The sequence below is a fragment of the Microbacterium awajiense genome, assembly GCF_039536545.1.
In the GTDB taxonomy this organism is placed as follows: domain Bacteria; phylum Actinomycetota; class Actinomycetes; order Actinomycetales; family Microbacteriaceae; genus Microbacterium; species Microbacterium awajiense.
In genome coordinates this window covers 201719-215747 of record NZ_BAAAYU010000005.1, presented here as the reverse complement: position 1 = coordinate 215747, position 14029 = coordinate 201719, and the positions used below count along the sequence as shown (strand labels likewise).

At 67.9% G+C, this 14029-nt stretch carries 23 protein-coding genes; 22 read left to right on the top strand and 1 reads right to left on the bottom strand.

What is annotated here, in order from left to right:
- Positions 1 to 8 precede the first annotated feature (8 nt).
- Positions 9 to 1538: a sugar transferase gene (locus tag ABD663_RS07860; protein ID WP_344737422.1), complete on the bottom strand. Its 1530-nt coding sequence runs from the start codon at positions 1536 to 1538 to the stop codon at positions 9 to 11.
- Positions 1539 to 2436: 898 nt separating this feature from the next.
- Between ABD663_RS07860 and rpsJ the strand changes: the two genes are divergently transcribed.
- The 22 genes from rpsJ to ABD663_RS07750 all read left to right on the top strand — a co-directional run bounded on the left by rpsJ (position 2437) and on the right by ABD663_RS07750 (position 14025).
- Entirely contained in the window at positions 2437 to 2745 is a 309-nt protein-coding gene (gene rpsJ / locus ABD663_RS07855) for a 30S ribosomal protein S10 (RefSeq protein WP_013584016.1), read from the top strand.
- Between the two features lie 11 nt (positions 2746 to 2756).
- Positions 2757 to 3416 (top strand): 50S ribosomal protein L3, encoded by a 660-nt coding sequence (gene rplC / locus ABD663_RS07850; RefSeq protein WP_344737421.1) that lies wholly within the window; start codon positions 2757 to 2759, stop codon positions 3414 to 3416.
- 4 nt (positions 3417 to 3420) lie between these two features.
- Positions 3421 to 4080, top strand: coding sequence for a 50S ribosomal protein L4 (gene rplD, locus ABD663_RS07845; RefSeq protein WP_344737420.1), 660 nt, complete (start codon positions 3421 to 3423; stop codon positions 4078 to 4080).
- Complete coding sequence (gene rplW / locus ABD663_RS07840) at positions 4077 to 4376, top strand: 50S ribosomal protein L23 (protein ID WP_276176179.1); 300 nt, start codon at positions 4077 to 4079, stop codon at positions 4374 to 4376. The genes rplD and rplW overlap by 4 nt, the downstream gene beginning before the upstream one ends.
- Before the next feature lie 25 nt (positions 4377 to 4401).
- Positions 4402 to 5241: a 50S ribosomal protein L2 gene (gene rplB, locus ABD663_RS07835; RefSeq protein ID WP_344737419.1), complete on the top strand. Its 840-nt coding sequence runs from the start codon at positions 4402 to 4404 to the stop codon at positions 5239 to 5241.
- A gap of 13 nt (positions 5242 to 5254) precedes the next feature.
- The gene (rpsS, locus tag ABD663_RS07830) at positions 5255 to 5536 is read left to right on the top strand and encodes a 30S ribosomal protein S19 (protein WP_344737418.1); all 282 of its coding nucleotides are present in this window, start codon (positions 5255 to 5257) and stop codon (positions 5534 to 5536) included.
- Complete coding sequence (gene rplV, locus ABD663_RS07825; RefSeq protein ID WP_344737417.1) at positions 5536 to 5934, top strand: 50S ribosomal protein L22; 399 nt, start codon at positions 5536 to 5538, stop codon at positions 5932 to 5934. The genes rpsS and rplV overlap by 1 nt, the downstream gene beginning before the upstream one ends.
- A complete protein-coding gene (gene rpsC, locus ABD663_RS07820) occupies positions 5934 to 6680 on the top strand; it encodes a 30S ribosomal protein S3 (RefSeq protein ID WP_344737416.1) in 747 nt (248 codons plus the stop codon). The genes rplV and rpsC overlap by 1 nt, the downstream gene beginning before the upstream one ends.
- Positions 6680 to 7099, top strand: coding sequence for a 50S ribosomal protein L16 (gene rplP / locus ABD663_RS07815; RefSeq protein ID WP_045275476.1), 420 nt, complete (start codon positions 6680 to 6682; stop codon positions 7097 to 7099). Before rpsC ends, rplP begins: the two co-directional genes overlap by 1 nt.
- Positions 7099 to 7413, top strand: a complete 315-nt coding sequence (gene rpmC / locus ABD663_RS07810; protein WP_344737415.1) for a 50S ribosomal protein L29 — start codon at positions 7099 to 7101, stop codon at positions 7411 to 7413. The genes rplP and rpmC overlap by 1 nt, the downstream gene beginning before the upstream one ends.
- Positions 7413 to 7754 (top strand): 30S ribosomal protein S17, encoded by a 342-nt coding sequence (rpsQ, locus tag ABD663_RS07805; RefSeq protein WP_344737414.1) that lies wholly within the window; start codon positions 7413 to 7415, stop codon positions 7752 to 7754. The genes rpmC and rpsQ overlap by 1 nt, the downstream gene beginning before the upstream one ends.
- Positions 7751 to 8119, top strand: a complete 369-nt coding sequence (gene rplN, locus ABD663_RS07800) for a 50S ribosomal protein L14 (protein WP_344737413.1) — start codon at positions 7751 to 7753, stop codon at positions 8117 to 8119. The genes rpsQ and rplN overlap by 4 nt, the downstream gene beginning before the upstream one ends.
- A 4-nt stretch (positions 8120 to 8123) precedes the next feature.
- A complete protein-coding gene (gene rplX / locus ABD663_RS07795; protein ID WP_344737412.1) occupies positions 8124 to 8483 on the top strand; it encodes a 50S ribosomal protein L24 in 360 nt (119 codons plus the stop codon).
- Positions 8484 to 8485: 2 nt separating this feature from the next.
- The gene (gene rplE, locus ABD663_RS07790) at positions 8486 to 9076 is read left to right on the top strand and encodes a 50S ribosomal protein L5 (RefSeq protein WP_344737411.1); all 591 of its coding nucleotides are present in this window, start codon (positions 8486 to 8488) and stop codon (positions 9074 to 9076) included.
- Between the two features lie 93 nt (positions 9077 to 9169).
- Positions 9170 to 9568 carry a 30S ribosomal protein S8 gene (gene rpsH, locus ABD663_RS07785; RefSeq protein WP_344737410.1) on the top strand — a complete coding sequence of 133 codons (399 nt, stop codon included), beginning with the start codon at positions 9170 to 9172 and terminating at the stop codon, positions 9566 to 9568.
- A gap of 6 nt (positions 9569 to 9574) precedes the next feature.
- Positions 9575 to 10111 carry a 50S ribosomal protein L6 gene (rplF, locus tag ABD663_RS07780; RefSeq protein WP_344737409.1) on the top strand — a complete coding sequence of 179 codons (537 nt, stop codon included), beginning with the start codon at positions 9575 to 9577 and terminating at the stop codon, positions 10109 to 10111.
- Between the two features lie 2 nt (positions 10112 to 10113).
- A complete protein-coding gene (gene rplR, locus ABD663_RS07775) occupies positions 10114 to 10473 on the top strand; it encodes a 50S ribosomal protein L18 (RefSeq protein WP_344737408.1) in 360 nt (119 codons plus the stop codon).
- Positions 10470 to 11162 carry a 30S ribosomal protein S5 gene (rpsE, locus tag ABD663_RS07770; protein WP_344737407.1) on the top strand — a complete coding sequence of 231 codons (693 nt, stop codon included), beginning with the start codon at positions 10470 to 10472 and terminating at the stop codon, positions 11160 to 11162. Before rplR ends, rpsE begins: the two co-directional genes overlap by 4 nt.
- Complete coding sequence (gene rpmD / locus ABD663_RS07765) at positions 11162 to 11347, top strand: 50S ribosomal protein L30 (protein WP_344737406.1); 186 nt, start codon at positions 11162 to 11164, stop codon at positions 11345 to 11347. Before rpsE ends, rpmD begins: the two co-directional genes overlap by 1 nt.
- On the top strand, positions 11347 to 12009 hold the full coding sequence (gene rplO / locus ABD663_RS07760) for a 50S ribosomal protein L15 (protein ID WP_344737405.1): 663 nt from the start codon (positions 11347 to 11349) through the stop codon (positions 12007 to 12009). The genes rpmD and rplO overlap by 1 nt, the downstream gene beginning before the upstream one ends.
- A gap of 97 nt (positions 12010 to 12106) precedes the next feature.
- On the top strand, positions 12107 to 13429 hold the full coding sequence (gene secY / locus ABD663_RS07755) for a preprotein translocase subunit SecY (protein WP_344737404.1): 1323 nt from the start codon (positions 12107 to 12109) through the stop codon (positions 13427 to 13429).
- A complete protein-coding gene (locus tag ABD663_RS07750) occupies positions 13426 to 14025 on the top strand; it encodes an adenylate kinase (protein WP_344737403.1) in 600 nt (199 codons plus the stop codon). The genes secY and ABD663_RS07750 overlap by 4 nt, the downstream gene beginning before the upstream one ends.
- Positions 14026 to 14029 lie beyond the last annotated feature (4 nt).

Below are 14029 nucleotides of genomic sequence, written 5' to 3'. Positions count from 1 at the left end.
GGCCGTGCTCAGTACGCGGTGTCGCCGGGCGCGAGCGCGGCGCGCAGCGTCTTGAACAGGATCACGGCGTCGCCGATGAGCGTCCAGTTCTCGACGTAGGAGAGGTCGAGCCGCACCGACTCGTCCCACGACAGCGACGAGCGTCCGCTGATCTGCCACATGCCGGTGATCCCGGGCTTGACGAGGAAGCGCCGGTGCACGTGATCGTCGTAGCGGGCGACTTCGCGGGGCAGCGGCGGGCGCGGGCCGACCAGCGACATCGACCCGCCGAGCACGTTGAACAGCTGGGGCAGCTCGTCGAGGCTGAACCGGCGCAGGAAGCGGCCGATCGGCGTGACCCGCGGGTCGCGCGACATCTTGAAGAGCACCTCGTTGCCGGCATCCCGCTCGGGGACGAGCGCGGCGAGGCGGTCCTCGGCGTCTTCGACCATCGTGCGGAACTTGAGCATGCGGAACGCGCGCCCGTCGTAGCCGATCCGCACCTGCCCGAAGATCGCGGGCCCGCCGGAGGTCGATCGGATCGCGATCGCGACGGCGACCATGAGCGGGCCGAGCACGACGATGCCGATGAGGCTCAGGACGATGTCCATCGTCCGCTTGACGATGCGCTGACCCAGGCTGTAGCGCGGAGTCTCGACGTGGATGAGGGGGAGACCGGCGACGGGTCGCGTCTGGATGCGCGGCCCCGCGACGTCGATGATCCCCGGTGCGAGGACGAGATGCTGGCGGCCGGCCTCGAGCCCCCACGAGATGCGCTTGACCCCCGAGGGCGGCAGCTCGTCGGTGCTGGTGATGGCGACCGTATCGGCGTCGGCGACGGTCAGAGCGGACGCCACGTCCGTGACGTCGCCGAAGATCGGGATGTCGGTCGACTCGACCGTCGTCCCGGGTCGACCGCCGGGAACGCACGCACCGACCACGCGGTAGCCGGCGCTCGTGCTGCGGCGCAACGATGCCGCGATCTGCGCGACCGAGGCCGCCGACCCGACGAGCACCACGCGCGCCGTGAACTCGCCGGCCGCCCGCTTGGCGATGAGCCAGCGGCGCCACAGCCACCGTTCGAGCAGCAGCGCGGCGACGCCGAGCGGGAACGAGATGAGCAGGTAGCCGCGCGCGACGTCGACGCGTAGCAGGAACGCGAGGATCGCGATGATGCCGAAGACCCGCGTGCTGACCGAGACGATGCGGATGTACTCCGCCGAGCCCGCGCCGACGATCCGGTCGCTGCGCGAGTCGATCAGGCTGAGAGACCACATCCACACGACGACGAGCGCAGTCGAGAACCCCCAGTACGAGATCGTGCTCAGTCGCGAGTCCTCGCGGATCGAGACGTCGGCGTTGCCGAGGCCGAACCAGGCGATCTGCGTGCCGAACACGACGATGAGCAGCACCAGGGCGTCGCTGGTCCACAGCATCCGGGCGTAGCGCCTCCGCCAGTCGGGAGTGCTCCGATCCGCCACCGGGCGTGCCGAGGCGGTCGCCTTCGACTCATCAGGGTCGAGAGGCGACGACGCTGCGCCGAGGATTTCGGACGCCACATCTCCCCCTTCGCGCCGACCACGGAGGCCGACGGCCCCCGTTCCCAGGGACGGAACACGGATTCTGCCATTGTGCCACTGTCGACCGCGCGCGTCCGCCGTCGCCGTCATCGTGATGGTGTCGTGACGCGCCTGCTCCAGCGCGGAGAGGCCGCGGACGCGGTGGTCGACCTCGCAGGCGGGCTTGACCCGACACGCGACGGGCCGATAGCGTCCCCAGTGGAGCATCGTGTGCCCAAGCGGTGGGGACCGGCAAGCACACGAAACCCTGGGGGCTCCAAAACGTGGTGGCCCCTTTTTTGCCGACCTCTCAAGGGCTGGGGACCATGAACGTCATCTTCTCGAGTCGAGTACGCCGACTGCCCAAGCTGCGCCTGTGAGCGCGCCGCCGGCCCGTGCTCCCTCGTCTCGGGTCGGCGACGCCGCGTCGCTGAGCGCACAGAGAGCGGGAAACTCCCAGGGCCCGCTCTCCGCGACCCCCCGTCCGTCCCGGCGGGGGGTCGCGTCGTTGTGAGGATGCTGTGCAGGGTCCGTCCGGGTTTGCGACACGCCCGGGCGTCTGGCAGAATTATCAGGTTCCACATTCCTGTGCGCCTTCCGGCGCGCACGGATCACTGCCAGGGCAGTGCATAGGCGGCGCACACGCGCAGGGTCCTAGGCCGCGGGCAGCAGAACACCGACTCCGATCCGATCACCCGGGAATCCGGGATCCGCACGCGTGCGTGCGGAGCGGATGGGATTCCGGATGCCCCCGGCATCCGGATTGACAGCAGAACAGCGGTGCAGCATCACCGGCCGAACGCCGGTTGACGTGCCGATGGCGCCTCGTGCGTCACCGTGCGTCCGATGCCTCCCGGACCCCGGGACGGTAAGACGCGAGAAAGAGAGTGAGCAGACAATGGCGGGACAGAAGATCCGCATTCGCCTGAAGTCGTACGATCACGCCGGCCTGGACTCCTCGGCCCGCAAGATCGTCGACACCGTGACCCGAGCGGGCGCGACAGTGGTGGGCCCCGTGCCCCTTCCGACCGAGAAGAACGTCGTGTGCGTCATCCGGTCGCCCCACAAGTACAAGGACAGCCGCGAGCACTTCGAGATGCGCACCCACAAGCGTCTGATCGACATCATCGACCCGACGCCGAAGGCCGTCGACTCCCTGATGCGCCTCGACCTGCCGGCCGACGTCAACATCGAGATCAAGCTCTGAGGACGACGACCATGGCACACATCAACGAGAAGGTTTCCAAGGGACTGCTGGGCACGAAGCTCGGCATGACCCAGGTGTGGGACGAAAGCGGCAAGCTCGTCCCCGTCACCGTCATCGAGGTGGCCCCGAACGTGGTGACCCAGGTTCGCTCCACCGAGAAGGACGGCTACAACGCGGTTCAGATCGGCTACGGCCAGATCGACCCCCGCAAGGTGAACAAGCCGCTGACCGCGCACTTCGACGCTGCCGGCGTGACCCCCCGCCGCCACCTCACCGAGATCCGCACCGCGGATGCTGCTGACTACTCACTCGGTCAGGAGCTCACCGTGGACGGCGTGTTCGAGGCGGGCCAGCTGGTCGACGTCGTCGGCACCAGCAAGGGCAAGGGCACCGCGGGCGTCATGAAGCGCCACAACTTCAAGGGCGTCTCCGCCTCGCACGGTGCGCACCGCAACCACCGCAAGCCCGGTTCGATCGGCGCATCGTCGACTCCGAGCCGTGTCTTCAAGGGCATGCGCATGGCCGGCCGCATGGGCGGCGAGCGCGTGACCGTCCTCAACCTCACGGTGCACGCCGTCGACGCCGAGAAGGGTCTGCTGCTCGTCAAGGGCGCCGTCCCCGGTGCGCGCGGCCGCATCGTCTACGTCCGCAACGCAGTGAAGGGGGCCTGAGCACATGGCTGACTCGACTCTCGCGCTCGACGTCGTGAAGGCAGACGGCACGGCGGCTGGTTCCGTCGACCTGCCGGCATCGCTGTTCGACGTCAAGACGAACATCCCGCTGATCCACCAGGTCGTCGTCGCCCAGCGCGCCGCCGCCCGCCAGGGCACCCACTCGACCAAGCGTCGCGGTGAGGTCTCCGGCGCCGGCCGCAAGCCCTTCCGTCAGAAGGGCACGGGCAACGCCCGTCAGGGTTCGATCCGCGCGCCGCACATGACCGGCGGTGGCATCGTCCACGGCCCGAAGCCGCGCGACTACGCGCAGCGCACCCCCAAGAAGATGATCGCGGCGGCACTGCTCGGCGCGCTCAGCGACCGGGCCCGTGGCGAGCGCCTCCACATCGTCGAGTCCTTCGGCATCGAGGGCGCCCCGTCGACGAAGGCGGCCGTCGAAGTCCTGAAGGCTCTCGGCGCCGTCAAGAACGTGCTGATCGTCCTCGACCGCGACGACGAGCTCGGCGCGCTGAGCGTGCGCAACCTCGCGTACGTGCACGTGCTGTACTCCGACCAGCTGAACGCCTACGACGTGCTCGTCTCGGACGACATCGTCTTCACCAAGCCCGCCTACGACGCGTTCGTCGCGTCGAAGACGGTGACCGAGGAGGTCTCGGCATGAGCGCCGTGAACAAGGACCCGCGCGACATCATCCTGAAGCCGGTCGTCTCCGAGAAGAGCTACGGGCTCATCGACGAGGGCAAGTACACCTTCCTCGTCGACCCGCGTGCCACCAAGACCGAGATCAAGCTCGCGATCGAGAAGATCTTCGGCGTCAAGGTCGCCGCGGTCAACACGATCAATCGCGTCGGCAAGGCCCGGCGCACCCGCTTCGGCACCGGCAAGCGCAAGGACACCAAGCGCGCCATCGTGACGCTGAAGTCGGGCACCATCGACATCTTCACGGCAGTCGGCTGACGGTCGGGATAGAGGAACCAGAGAAATGGCTATTCGCAAGTACAAGCCCACGACCCCCGGTCGCCGCGGCTCGTCGGTGGCCGACTTCGCCGAGATCACCCGATCGACGCCCGAGAAGTCGCTCCTCCGCCCGCTCGCCAAGACCGGTGGCCGCAACAACCAGGGCCGCATCACCACCCGCCACATCGGCGGTGGGCACAAGCGCCAGTACCGCGTGATCGACTTCCGTCGCAACGACAAGGACGGCATCGACGCGAAGGTCGCGCACATCGAGTACGACCCCAACCGCACCGCGCGCATCGCGCTGCTGCACTACAAGGACGGCGAGAAGCGCTACATCCTCGCGCCGAACAAGCTGCAGCAGGGCGACGTGGTCGAGTCGGGTGCCTCGGCCGACATCAAGCCCGGCAACAACCTGCCGCTGCGCAACATCCCCACCGGTACCGTGATCCACGCGATCGAGCTCCGCCCCGGCGGCGGCGCGAAGCTGGCCCGCTCGGCCGGTGCGTCGGTTCGCCTGGTGGCGAAGGACGGTCCGTACGCGCAGCTGCGTCTGCCCTCGGGTGAGATCCGCAACGTCGACGTGCGCTGCCGCGCCACGATCGGCGAGGTCGGCAACGCCGAGCAGTCGAACATCAACTGGGGCAAGGCGGGCCGCAAGCGCTGGAAGGGCGTGCGCCCGACCGTCCGCGGTGTCGCGATGAACCCCGTCGACCACCCGCACGGTGGTGGCGAGGGCAAGACCTCGGGTGGTCGCCACCCGGTCTCGCCGTGGGGCCAGAAGGAAGGCCGCACGCGTCACGCGAACAAGGAAAGCGACAAGTACATCGTCCGTCGTCGCACCGCCGGCAAGAAGCGCAAGTAGGTAGGAACAGAAGATGCCACGCAGTCTCAAGAAGGGCCCCTTCGTCGACGAGCACCTGCTTCGCAAGGTGTCGTCGCAGAACGATGCGGGAACCAAGAACGTCATCAAGACCTGGTCGCGTCGCTCGATGATCGTGCCGGCCATGCTCGGCCACACGATCGCCGTGCACGACGGTCGCAAGCACATCCCCGTGTTCGTGACCGAGACCATGGTCGGCCACAAGCTGGGCGAGTTCGCGCCCACCCGCACCTTCCGCGGTCACGAGAAGGACGACAAGAAGGGACGGCGCCGCTAATGGTCGAGTCCATCGCACGTGTGAAGCACATCCGCGTCACCCCGCAGAAGGCCCGTCGTGTCGTCGCGCTCATCAAGGGGAAGCAGGCCGAGGAGGCCCTCGCGATCCTGTCGTTCGCGTCGCAGAGCGCCAGCGAGCCCATCGGCAAGCTGGTCGCGTCGGCGATCGCCAACGCCCGCGTGAAGGCCGACGCCGCCGGCGAGTACCTGGACGAGCAGGACCTGTACGTGAAGAACGCGTACGTCGACGAGGGCACGACGCTCAAGCGCTTCCAGCCCCGCGCCCAGGGCCGTGCTTTCCAGATCAAGAAGCGCACGAGCCACATCACGGTGATCCTGGCGACCCCCGAGGTCGCGGACGCCGTTCCGTCACAGACCACGAAGAAGGCGAGCAAGTAATGGGACAGAAGGTCAACCCCTACGGCTTCCGCCTCGGCATCACCACCGACCACGTGTCGCGGTGGTTCTCGGACTCGACCAAGCCGGGCCAGCGCTACGCCGACTACGTCGCCGAGGACATCAAGATCCGCAAGCTCCTGCAGACGCAGCTCGACCGCGCCGGCGTGAGCAACATCGAGATCGAGCGCACGCGCGACCGCGTCCGCGTCGACATCCACACCGCCCGTCCGGGCATCGTCATCGGCCGCCGCGGCGCCGAGGCCGAGCGCATCCGCGCCGACCTCGAGAAGCTCACCGGCAAGCAGATCCAGCTGAACATCCTCGAGGTGAAGAACCCCGAGGCCGACGCTCAGCTGGTCGCACAGGGCATCGCCGAGCAGCTCTCCGCCCGTGTGGCTTTCCGCCGCGCGATGCGCAAGGGCCTGCAGGGTGCCCAGCGCGCCGGCGCCAAGGGCGTGCGCGTGCAGGTGTCGGGCCGCCTCGGCGGCGCTGAGATGAGCCGGTCGGAGTTCTACCGCGAGGGTCGTGTGCCGCTGCACACGCTGCGCGCGAACATCGACTACGGCTTCTACGAGGCCAAGACCACCTTCGGCCGCATCGGTGTGAAGGTCTGGATCTACAAGGGCGATCTCACCAACAAGGAGCTCGCCCGCGAGCAGGCGAACCAGAAGCCGTCGCGCGAGCGCGGCGACCGTCGTCGTGGCCCCCGCAACGAGGCCCCCGTCGCAGAAGGAGCGTCCGCCTGATGCTTATCCCCCGCAAGGTCAAGTACCGCAAGCAGCACCACCCCAAGCGCGATGGCCAGGCCACCGGCGGCACGAAGGTCTCCTTCGGCGAGTTCGGCATCCAGGCACTCACGCCCGCCTACGTGACCAACCGTCAGATCGAGTCCGCTCGTATCGCGATGACCCGTCACATCAAGCGCGGCGGCAAGGTGTGGATCAACATCTACCCCGACCGACCGCTCACCAAGAAGCCCGCCGAGACCCGCATGGGTTCGGGTAAGGGCTCGCCGGAGTGGTGGGTCGCCAACGTCAAGCCGGGTCGCGTCCTCTTCGAGGTCGCAGGCGTCAACGAGGAACTCGCTCGTGAGGCCCTGACCCGTGCCATCCACAAGCTGCCTCTCAAGGCACGCATCATCAAGCGCGAGGAGGGCGACGCGTAATGGCGATCGGCACCAAGACGCTCGCACCCAGCGAGCTCGACACGTTCGAAGACCAGCGCCTCGTCGAGGAGCTGCGCAAGGCCAAGGAAGAGCTGTTCAACCTGCGCTTCCAGTCGGCCACCGGCCAGCTCGAGAGCCACGGCCGCATCCGCGCCGTCAAGCGCGACATCGCGCGGCTCTACACCGTCATCCGTGAGCGCGAGCTCGGCATCCGTGCCACGCCCGCCCCGATGGAGACGTCGACGAAGGCCAAGAAGAGCAAGGCGAAGAAGGCGGATGCCGCCGACGACGCCGTGAAGGAAGAGGCTGAGTGATGGCCACCACCAAGAAGGCCGACGCCGCCGAGACGACCCCCGTCGTCCCCGGCCACGAGCACGCCGAGCACGACGTGCGCGACGCCGACGCCCGCGGTTACCGCAAGGCACGCCGCGGCTACGTCGTCAGCGACAAGATGGACAAGACGATCGTCGTCGAGGTCGAAGACCGCGTGAAGCACCCGCTGTACGGCAAGGTCATCCGCCGCACCTCGAAGGTCAAGGCCCACGATGAGGGCAACACCGCCGGCATCGGCGACCTCGTCGTCATCAACGAGACCCGGCCGCTGAGCGCCACCAAGCGCTGGCGTCTGGTGGAGATTCTGGAGAAGGCCAAGTGATCCAGCAGGAGTCCCGCCTCAAGGTCGCCGACAACACCGGCGCGAAGGAGCTGCTCACCATCCGCGTGCTCGGCGGTTCGCACCGCCGCTATGCGGGCCTGGGCGACACCATCGTGGCCACGGTCAAGGACGCGATCCCCGGCGGCAACGTCAAGAAGGGCGATGTGGTCAAGGCCGTCATCGTCCGCACCGTCAAGCAGACCCGTCGTCCCGACGGTTCGTACATCAAGTTCGACGAGAACGCCGCCGTGATCCTCAAGAGCGACGGGGAGCCCCGCGGCACCCGTATCTTCGGACCGGTCGGCCGTGAGCTTCGCGACAAGAAGTTCATGAAGATCGTCTCGCTCGCACCGGAGGTGATCTGACCCCATGGCCAAGATCAAGAAGGGCGACCTGGTTCAGGTCATCTCGGGCCCCAAGCCCGAGCGCGGCGGCGACCGCGGCAAGCAGGGCAAGGTCCTCGAAGTCCTTACCGAGCAGAACCGCGTCATCGTCGAGGGCGTGAACTACGTCACCAAGCACAACCGCGTGGGCCAGTCCCAGCGCGGCACCAAGACGGGCGGCATCGAGACGATGGAAGCCCCGATCCACATCTCCAACGTCGCCCTGGTCGACCCCTCGAGCAAGAAGCCGACCCGCGTCGGCCATCGCGTCGAGGAGCAGGTCAAGGACGGCGAGAAGCGCACCGTCCGTGTGCGCTACGCCAAGAAGTCAGGCAAGGACCTCTGAGAATGAGCACCGTTACTGCCGCGGAGGCTGGCAAGATCCAGCCCCGCCTGAAGCAGAAGTACAAGAGCGAGATCCAGCAGAAGCTGCAGGACGAGTTCGGCTACACCAACGTCATGCAGATCCCCGGCCTGGTGAAGGTCGTGGTCAACACCGGCGTCGGCGAGGCTGCTCGCGACAGCAAGGTGATCGATGGTGCGGTCGACGACCTCACCCGCATCACCGGCCAGAAGCCGGTCGTCACCAAGGCCCGCAAGTCCATCGCGCAGTTCAAGCTGCGCGAAGGACAGGCGATCGGCGCGCACGTCACCCTGCGTGGCGACCGCGCGTGGGAATTCCTCGACCGTCTCATCAACCTGGCGCTGCCGCGCATCCGCGACTTCCGCGGTCTGTCGCCGAAGCAGTTCGACGGCCACGGCAACTACACGTTCGGTCTCCAGGAGCAGTCCGTGTTCCACGAGATCGACCAGGACAAGATCGACCGCGTGCGCGGGTTCGACATCACCATCGTGACGTCGGCCGACACGGACGACGAGGGTCGCGCCCTGCTGCGCGCGCTCGGCTTCCCGTTCCGCAGCGTGGACGCTCAGGCCTGACCCGATACACCCCGATCGCGCCGCGATCGGACCACCACAGGTCGGCCGTCGTGTAACGACGTACGAAACCTGGTGAACGAAGGAAACACACACATGACAATGACAGACCCGGTCGCAGACATGCTGACCCGTCTGCGCAACGCGAACTCGGCGCACCACGATCAGGTGTCGCTGCCGAGCTCGAAGCTGAAGACGCACATCGCCGAGATCCTCAAGCAGGAGGGCTACATCGCCGACTGGTCGGTTGCCGATGCCCGCGTGGGCCAGACGCTCACGCTGACGCTCAAGTACGGCCCGAACCGCGAGCGCTCGATCGCCGGCATCAAGCGGGTCTCCAAGCCCGGCCTGCGCGTCTACGCGCGCTCGACCGAGATCCCCACCGTCCTCGGTGGCCTCGGCGTCGCCATCCTGTCCACCTCCTCCGGTCTTCTCACCGACCGTCAGGCCGAGCAGAAGGGCGTGGGTGGGGAAGTCCTCGCCTACGTGTGGTGATCTGACATGTCGCGAATCGGACGACTTCCCATCGACATCCCCGCCGGCGTGACCGTCACGGTCGACGGCCAGGCGGTCGCCGTCAAGGGCCCCAAGGGTGAGCTTTCGCTCACCGTGGCGCGCCCCATCGAGGTCAAGGTCGAGGAGGGCCAGGTCATGGTCTCCCGTCCTGACGACGAGCGCGAGTCGCGGTCGCTCCACGGCCTGACCCGCTCGCTCATCAACAACAACATCATCGGTGTCACCCAGGGCTACTCCAAGGGCCTCGAGGTCGTCGGCACGGGCTACCGCGTGCAGCAGAAGGGCAGCTCGGTCGAGTTCGCCCTCGGCTTCTCGCACCCGGTGCTCGTCGACCCGCCGGCCGGCATCACCTTCACGGTCGAGGGCAACAACAAGGTCACCGTGAGCGGCATCGACAAGCAGGCCGTCGGCGAGGCGGCTGCGAACATCCGCAAGATCCGCAAGCCCGAGCCCTACAAGGGCAAGGGTGTCCGCTACGCCGGCGAGATCGTGCGGCGCAAGGCCGGAAAGGCTGGTAAGTAACCATGGCCGTGAAGACGAAGTCCGACGCCCGTGCGCGTCGCCACGCCCGCCTTCGCAAGAAGGTCGTCGGCACCACCGACCGTCCGCGCCTGGTCGTGACCCGCTCGTCGCGTCACGTGTTCGTGCAGCTGGTCGACGACAGCAAGGGCCACACCGTGGCATCCGCGTCGACCCTCGAGGTCGACCTGCGTTCGCTCGACGGTGACAAGACCGCCAAGGCCCGCAAGGTCGGCGAACTCGTCGCCGAGCGCGCGAAGGCCGCCGGCGTCTCCGACGCCGTGTTCGACCGCGGCGGCAACCGCTACGCGGGCCGCGTCGCTGCGATCGCCGACGGCGCTCGCGAAGGGGGTCTGAACCTGTGACCGAGAACAAGGAGAACGAAGTGACCACCGAGCAGTCCGCTCCCGCGGCGCAGAACGCTCCCGCCGAGGCGCAGAACGAGCGCGAGCCGCGCGAGGCGCGTCGCGGTGGCCGTGAGCGCAACCAGCGCAACGACCGCGGCGGTCGCGACCGCAGCGAGAGCCAGTTCCTCGAGCGCGTCGTGACGATCAACCGCGTGTCGAAGGTCGTCAAGGGCGGCCGCCGGTTCAGCTTCACGGCCCTCGTGGTCGTGGGTGACGGCAACGGCGTGGTCGGTGTCGGCTACGGCAAGGCCCGCGAGGTGCCGCTGGCGATCTCGAAGGGCGTCGAAGAGGCCAAGCGCAACTTCTTCCGTGTGCCGCGCTCGGGCTCGACCATCCCGCACCCCGTGCAGGGTGAGGCCGCCGCCGGCGTCGTGCTGCTGCGTCCCGCCGCCGCCGGTACCGGTGTCATCGCGGGTGGTCCGGTCCGCGCCGTGCTCGAGTGCGCCGGCATCCACGACGTGCTGTCGAAGTCGCTCGGCTCGTCGAACACGATCAACATCGTGCACGCGACCGTCGCTGCGCTCAAGCAGCTCGAGGAGCCCCGCTCGGTGGCCGCGCGTCGCGGTCTCGAGTTCGACCAGGTGGCCCCCGCGCGTCTGGTGCGCGCCGAGGCCGAGGCCGCCGCTGCCCAGAAGGTGGGTGCGTGATGGCCGCGCGTCTGAAGGTGACCCAGGTCAAGTCCAAGGTGAGCGAGAAGCAGAACCAGCGCGACACGCTGCGTTCGCTCGGTCTGAAGCGGATCGGCGACTCCGTCGTCCGCCCCGACGACGCGCAGACGCGCGGCTACGTCAACACCGTCGCCCACCTCGTGAAGGTTGAGGAGATCGACTGATGGCCGACAAGGCTGAGAAGAAGGACGCCGCGGCTGAGGCCGAGGCCCCCAAGAAGAAGGCACCCGCCGCCAAGGCGACCGCCGAGAAGAAGGCTCCGGCCAAGAAGGCGACCGCGGCGAAGGCCGACAAGCCCGCCGAGGGCGAGGCCAAGAAGGCCCCCGCCAAGAAGGCCCCCGCCAAGAAGGCCCCTGCGAAGAAGGCTCCGGCCGACGACGCTGCGCGCCCCGGTGTGCTCAAGGTGCACCACCTGCGTCCGGTTCCCGGCGCCCACACCCCCAAGACCCGCGTGGGTCGCGGTGAGGGCTCCAAGGGCAAGACCGCCGGCCGCGGCACCAAGGGGACCAAGGCGCGCTACCAGGTGCGCCCCGGCTTCGAGGGCGGGCAGATGCCGCTGCACATGCGCACCCCGAAGCTGCGCGGGTTCAAGAACCCGTTCCGCGTGGAGTACCAGGTCGTGAACCTGGACAAGCTCGCGGAGCTGTACCCGAAGGGCGGCGACGTCACCGTGAGCGACCTGGTCGCCAAGGGTGCCGTGCGCAAGAACGAGAAGGTCAAGGTGCTCGGCACCGGCGACATCTCGGTCAAGCTCAACGTGGCGGTCGACAAGGTCTCGGGCTCCGCCGAGCAGAAGATCGTCGCCGCAGGCGGCACCGTCAAGTAGTGGCATCAGCGGGGGCCGGAGATCTCTCCGGCCCCCGCTGGGCTACGCTGGTGGACGGTGCGCCCGTCGCACCGGCATCCCCCCTGGAGGAAAGCTCTTGTTCAGCGCCATCGCACGCGTCTTCCGCACACCCGATCTGCGGCGGAAGATCGCGTTCACCCTGGCGATCATCGCCATCTACCGTCTGGGCGCCCACATCCCGGCGCCGTTCGTCGACTTCCCGAACGTGCAGTCGTGTCTGCGCCAGTCAGCCGGCACCGAGGGCCTGCTCTCGCTGGTCAACCTCTTCTCGGGTGGCGCGCTCCTCCAGCTCTCGATCTTCGCGCTGGGCGTCATGCCGTACATCACGGCGACGATCATCACCCAGCTGCTGCGCGTGGTCATCCCGCACTTCGAGGCCCTCTACAAGGAGGGCCAGGCGGGCCAGTCCAAGCTGACCCAGTACACGCGCTACCTCACCATCGCGCTCGCCCTGCTGCAGTCGACCACGCTGGTCACCGTGGCCCGCAGCGGCCAGCTGTTCGGCGTCACCGGCATTCCCGAGTGCGAGAACCTGCTGACCAACGACGTGTGGTGGGCGCAGCTGCTCATGATCGTCACGATGACCGCCGGTACCGGCCTCATCATGTGGTTCGCCGAGCTGGTCACCGAGCGCGGTATCGGCAACGGCATGTCGCTGCTGATCTTCGTGTCGATCGCCGCCGCGTTCCCCGCCTCGATGTGGGCGATCTGGCAGTCGCGCGGCTTCGAGACCTTCCTGCTCGTGCTCGCGGTGGGCATCGTGGTCGTCGCGCTGGTCGTGTTCGTCGAACAGTCGCAACGGCGGATCCCGGTGCAGTACGCCAAGCGCATGGTCGGTCGACGCACGTACGGCGGAACCAACACCTACATCCCGATCAAGGTCAACATGGCCGGCGTCGTGCCCGTCATCTTCGCCTCGTCGCTGCTGTACATCCCGGCGCTCATCGCACAGTTCAACCAGCCGCAGCCCGGCGAGGAAGTACCGGCGTGGGTCGCGTGGATCCAGCAGTACCTGGTGCGCGGGGACCACCCGTTCTACATGGCGCTGTACTTCCTTCTCATCGTCGGGTTCACCTACTTCTACGTCGCGATCACGTTCAACCCCGTCGAGGTCGCCGACAACATGAAGAAGTACGGTGGCTTCATCCCCGGCATCCGTGCGGGTCGGCCGACCGCCGAGTACCTCGACTACGTGCTCACCCGCATCACCCTGCCCGGGTCGATCTACCTGGGCCTCATCGCCCTGCTGCCGCTCATCGCGCTGGCCACGGTCGGCGCCAACCAGAACTTCCCGTTCGGCGGTGCGTCGATCCTCATCATCGTCGGTGTCGGTCTCGAGACCGTGAAGCAGATCGACGCGCAGTTGCAGCAGCGCCACTACGAAGGGCTGCTTCGATGAACTCCGCCAAGCTTCTGATCGTGGGGCCGCAGGGCTCCGGCAAGGGCACGCAGGGCGTGCGCATCGCCGAGGACCTCGGCATCCCGGTCGTCTCCACCGGAGACGTCTTCCGCGAGAACGTGAAGGGCGGCACGCCGCTCGGCCAGCGCGTCAAGGCGATCATCGACGCCGGCGACCTCGTGCCCGACTCGCTGACGGGCGAGGTCGTGCGCGACCGGCTGTCGCAGGACGACGCGCGCGAGGGTTTCCTGCTCGACGGCTACCCGCGCAACCTCGGCCAGGTCTCCGACCTCGATGAGTTCCTCTCGTCGCGCGGCGACGAGTTGGACGCCGTGATCGAACTCGACGTGCCCCGCGAGGAGAGCATCGAGCGCATCACGCTGCGGGCGAAGGAGCAGGGACGTTCCGACGACACCGAAGAGGTGATCGCGAACCGTCTGGCGATCTACGAGCGCGAGACCGCGCCGATCCTCGACGTCTACCGCGCACGGGGGATCGTCGACCGCATCGACGGCGTCGGCTCGCTCGACGAGATCACCGCGCAGATCTTCGCCGCCCTCGAGGCGCGCGGCCTGCGCGGCTCCGACGCAGCCTGACCCG

Coding starts and splice junctions, on each gene's coding strand:
- rpsJ (WP_013584016.1), top strand. CDS start 2,437: ATGGCGGGACAGAAGATCCGCATTCGCCTGAAGTCGTACGATCACGCC.
- rplC (WP_344737421.1), top strand. CDS start 2,757: ATGGCACACATCAACGAGAAGGTTTCCAAGGGACTGCTGGGCACGAAG.
- rplD (WP_344737420.1), top strand. CDS start 3,421: ATGGCTGACTCGACTCTCGCGCTCGACGTCGTGAAGGCAGACGGCACG.
- rplW (WP_276176179.1), top strand. CDS start 4,077: ATGAGCGCCGTGAACAAGGACCCGCGCGACATCATCCTGAAGCCGGTC.
- rplB (WP_344737419.1), top strand. CDS start 4,402: ATGGCTATTCGCAAGTACAAGCCCACGACCCCCGGTCGCCGCGGCTCG.
- rpsS (WP_344737418.1), top strand. CDS start 5,255: ATGCCACGCAGTCTCAAGAAGGGCCCCTTCGTCGACGAGCACCTGCTT.
- rplV (WP_344737417.1), top strand. CDS start 5,536: ATGGTCGAGTCCATCGCACGTGTGAAGCACATCCGCGTCACCCCGCAG.
- rpsC (WP_344737416.1), top strand. CDS start 5,934: ATGGGACAGAAGGTCAACCCCTACGGCTTCCGCCTCGGCATCACCACC.
- rplP (WP_045275476.1), top strand. CDS start 6,680: ATGCTTATCCCCCGCAAGGTCAAGTACCGCAAGCAGCACCACCCCAAG.
- rpmC (WP_344737415.1), top strand. CDS start 7,099: ATGGCGATCGGCACCAAGACGCTCGCACCCAGCGAGCTCGACACGTTC.
- rpsQ (WP_344737414.1), top strand. CDS start 7,413: ATGGCCACCACCAAGAAGGCCGACGCCGCCGAGACGACCCCCGTCGTC.
- rplX (WP_344737412.1), top strand. CDS start 8,124: ATGGCCAAGATCAAGAAGGGCGACCTGGTTCAGGTCATCTCGGGCCCC.
- rplE (WP_344737411.1), top strand. CDS start 8,486: ATGAGCACCGTTACTGCCGCGGAGGCTGGCAAGATCCAGCCCCGCCTG.
- rpsH (WP_344737410.1), top strand. CDS start 9,170: ATGACAATGACAGACCCGGTCGCAGACATGCTGACCCGTCTGCGCAAC.
- rplF (WP_344737409.1), top strand. CDS start 9,575: ATGTCGCGAATCGGACGACTTCCCATCGACATCCCCGCCGGCGTGACC.
- rplR (WP_344737408.1), top strand. CDS start 10,114: ATGGCCGTGAAGACGAAGTCCGACGCCCGTGCGCGTCGCCACGCCCGC.
- rpmD (WP_344737406.1), top strand. CDS start 11,162: ATGGCCGCGCGTCTGAAGGTGACCCAGGTCAAGTCCAAGGTGAGCGAG.
- rplO (WP_344737405.1), top strand. CDS start 11,347: ATGGCCGACAAGGCTGAGAAGAAGGACGCCGCGGCTGAGGCCGAGGCC.
- ABD663_RS07750 (WP_344737403.1), top strand. CDS start 13,426: ATGAACTCCGCCAAGCTTCTGATCGTGGGGCCGCAGGGCTCCGGCAAG.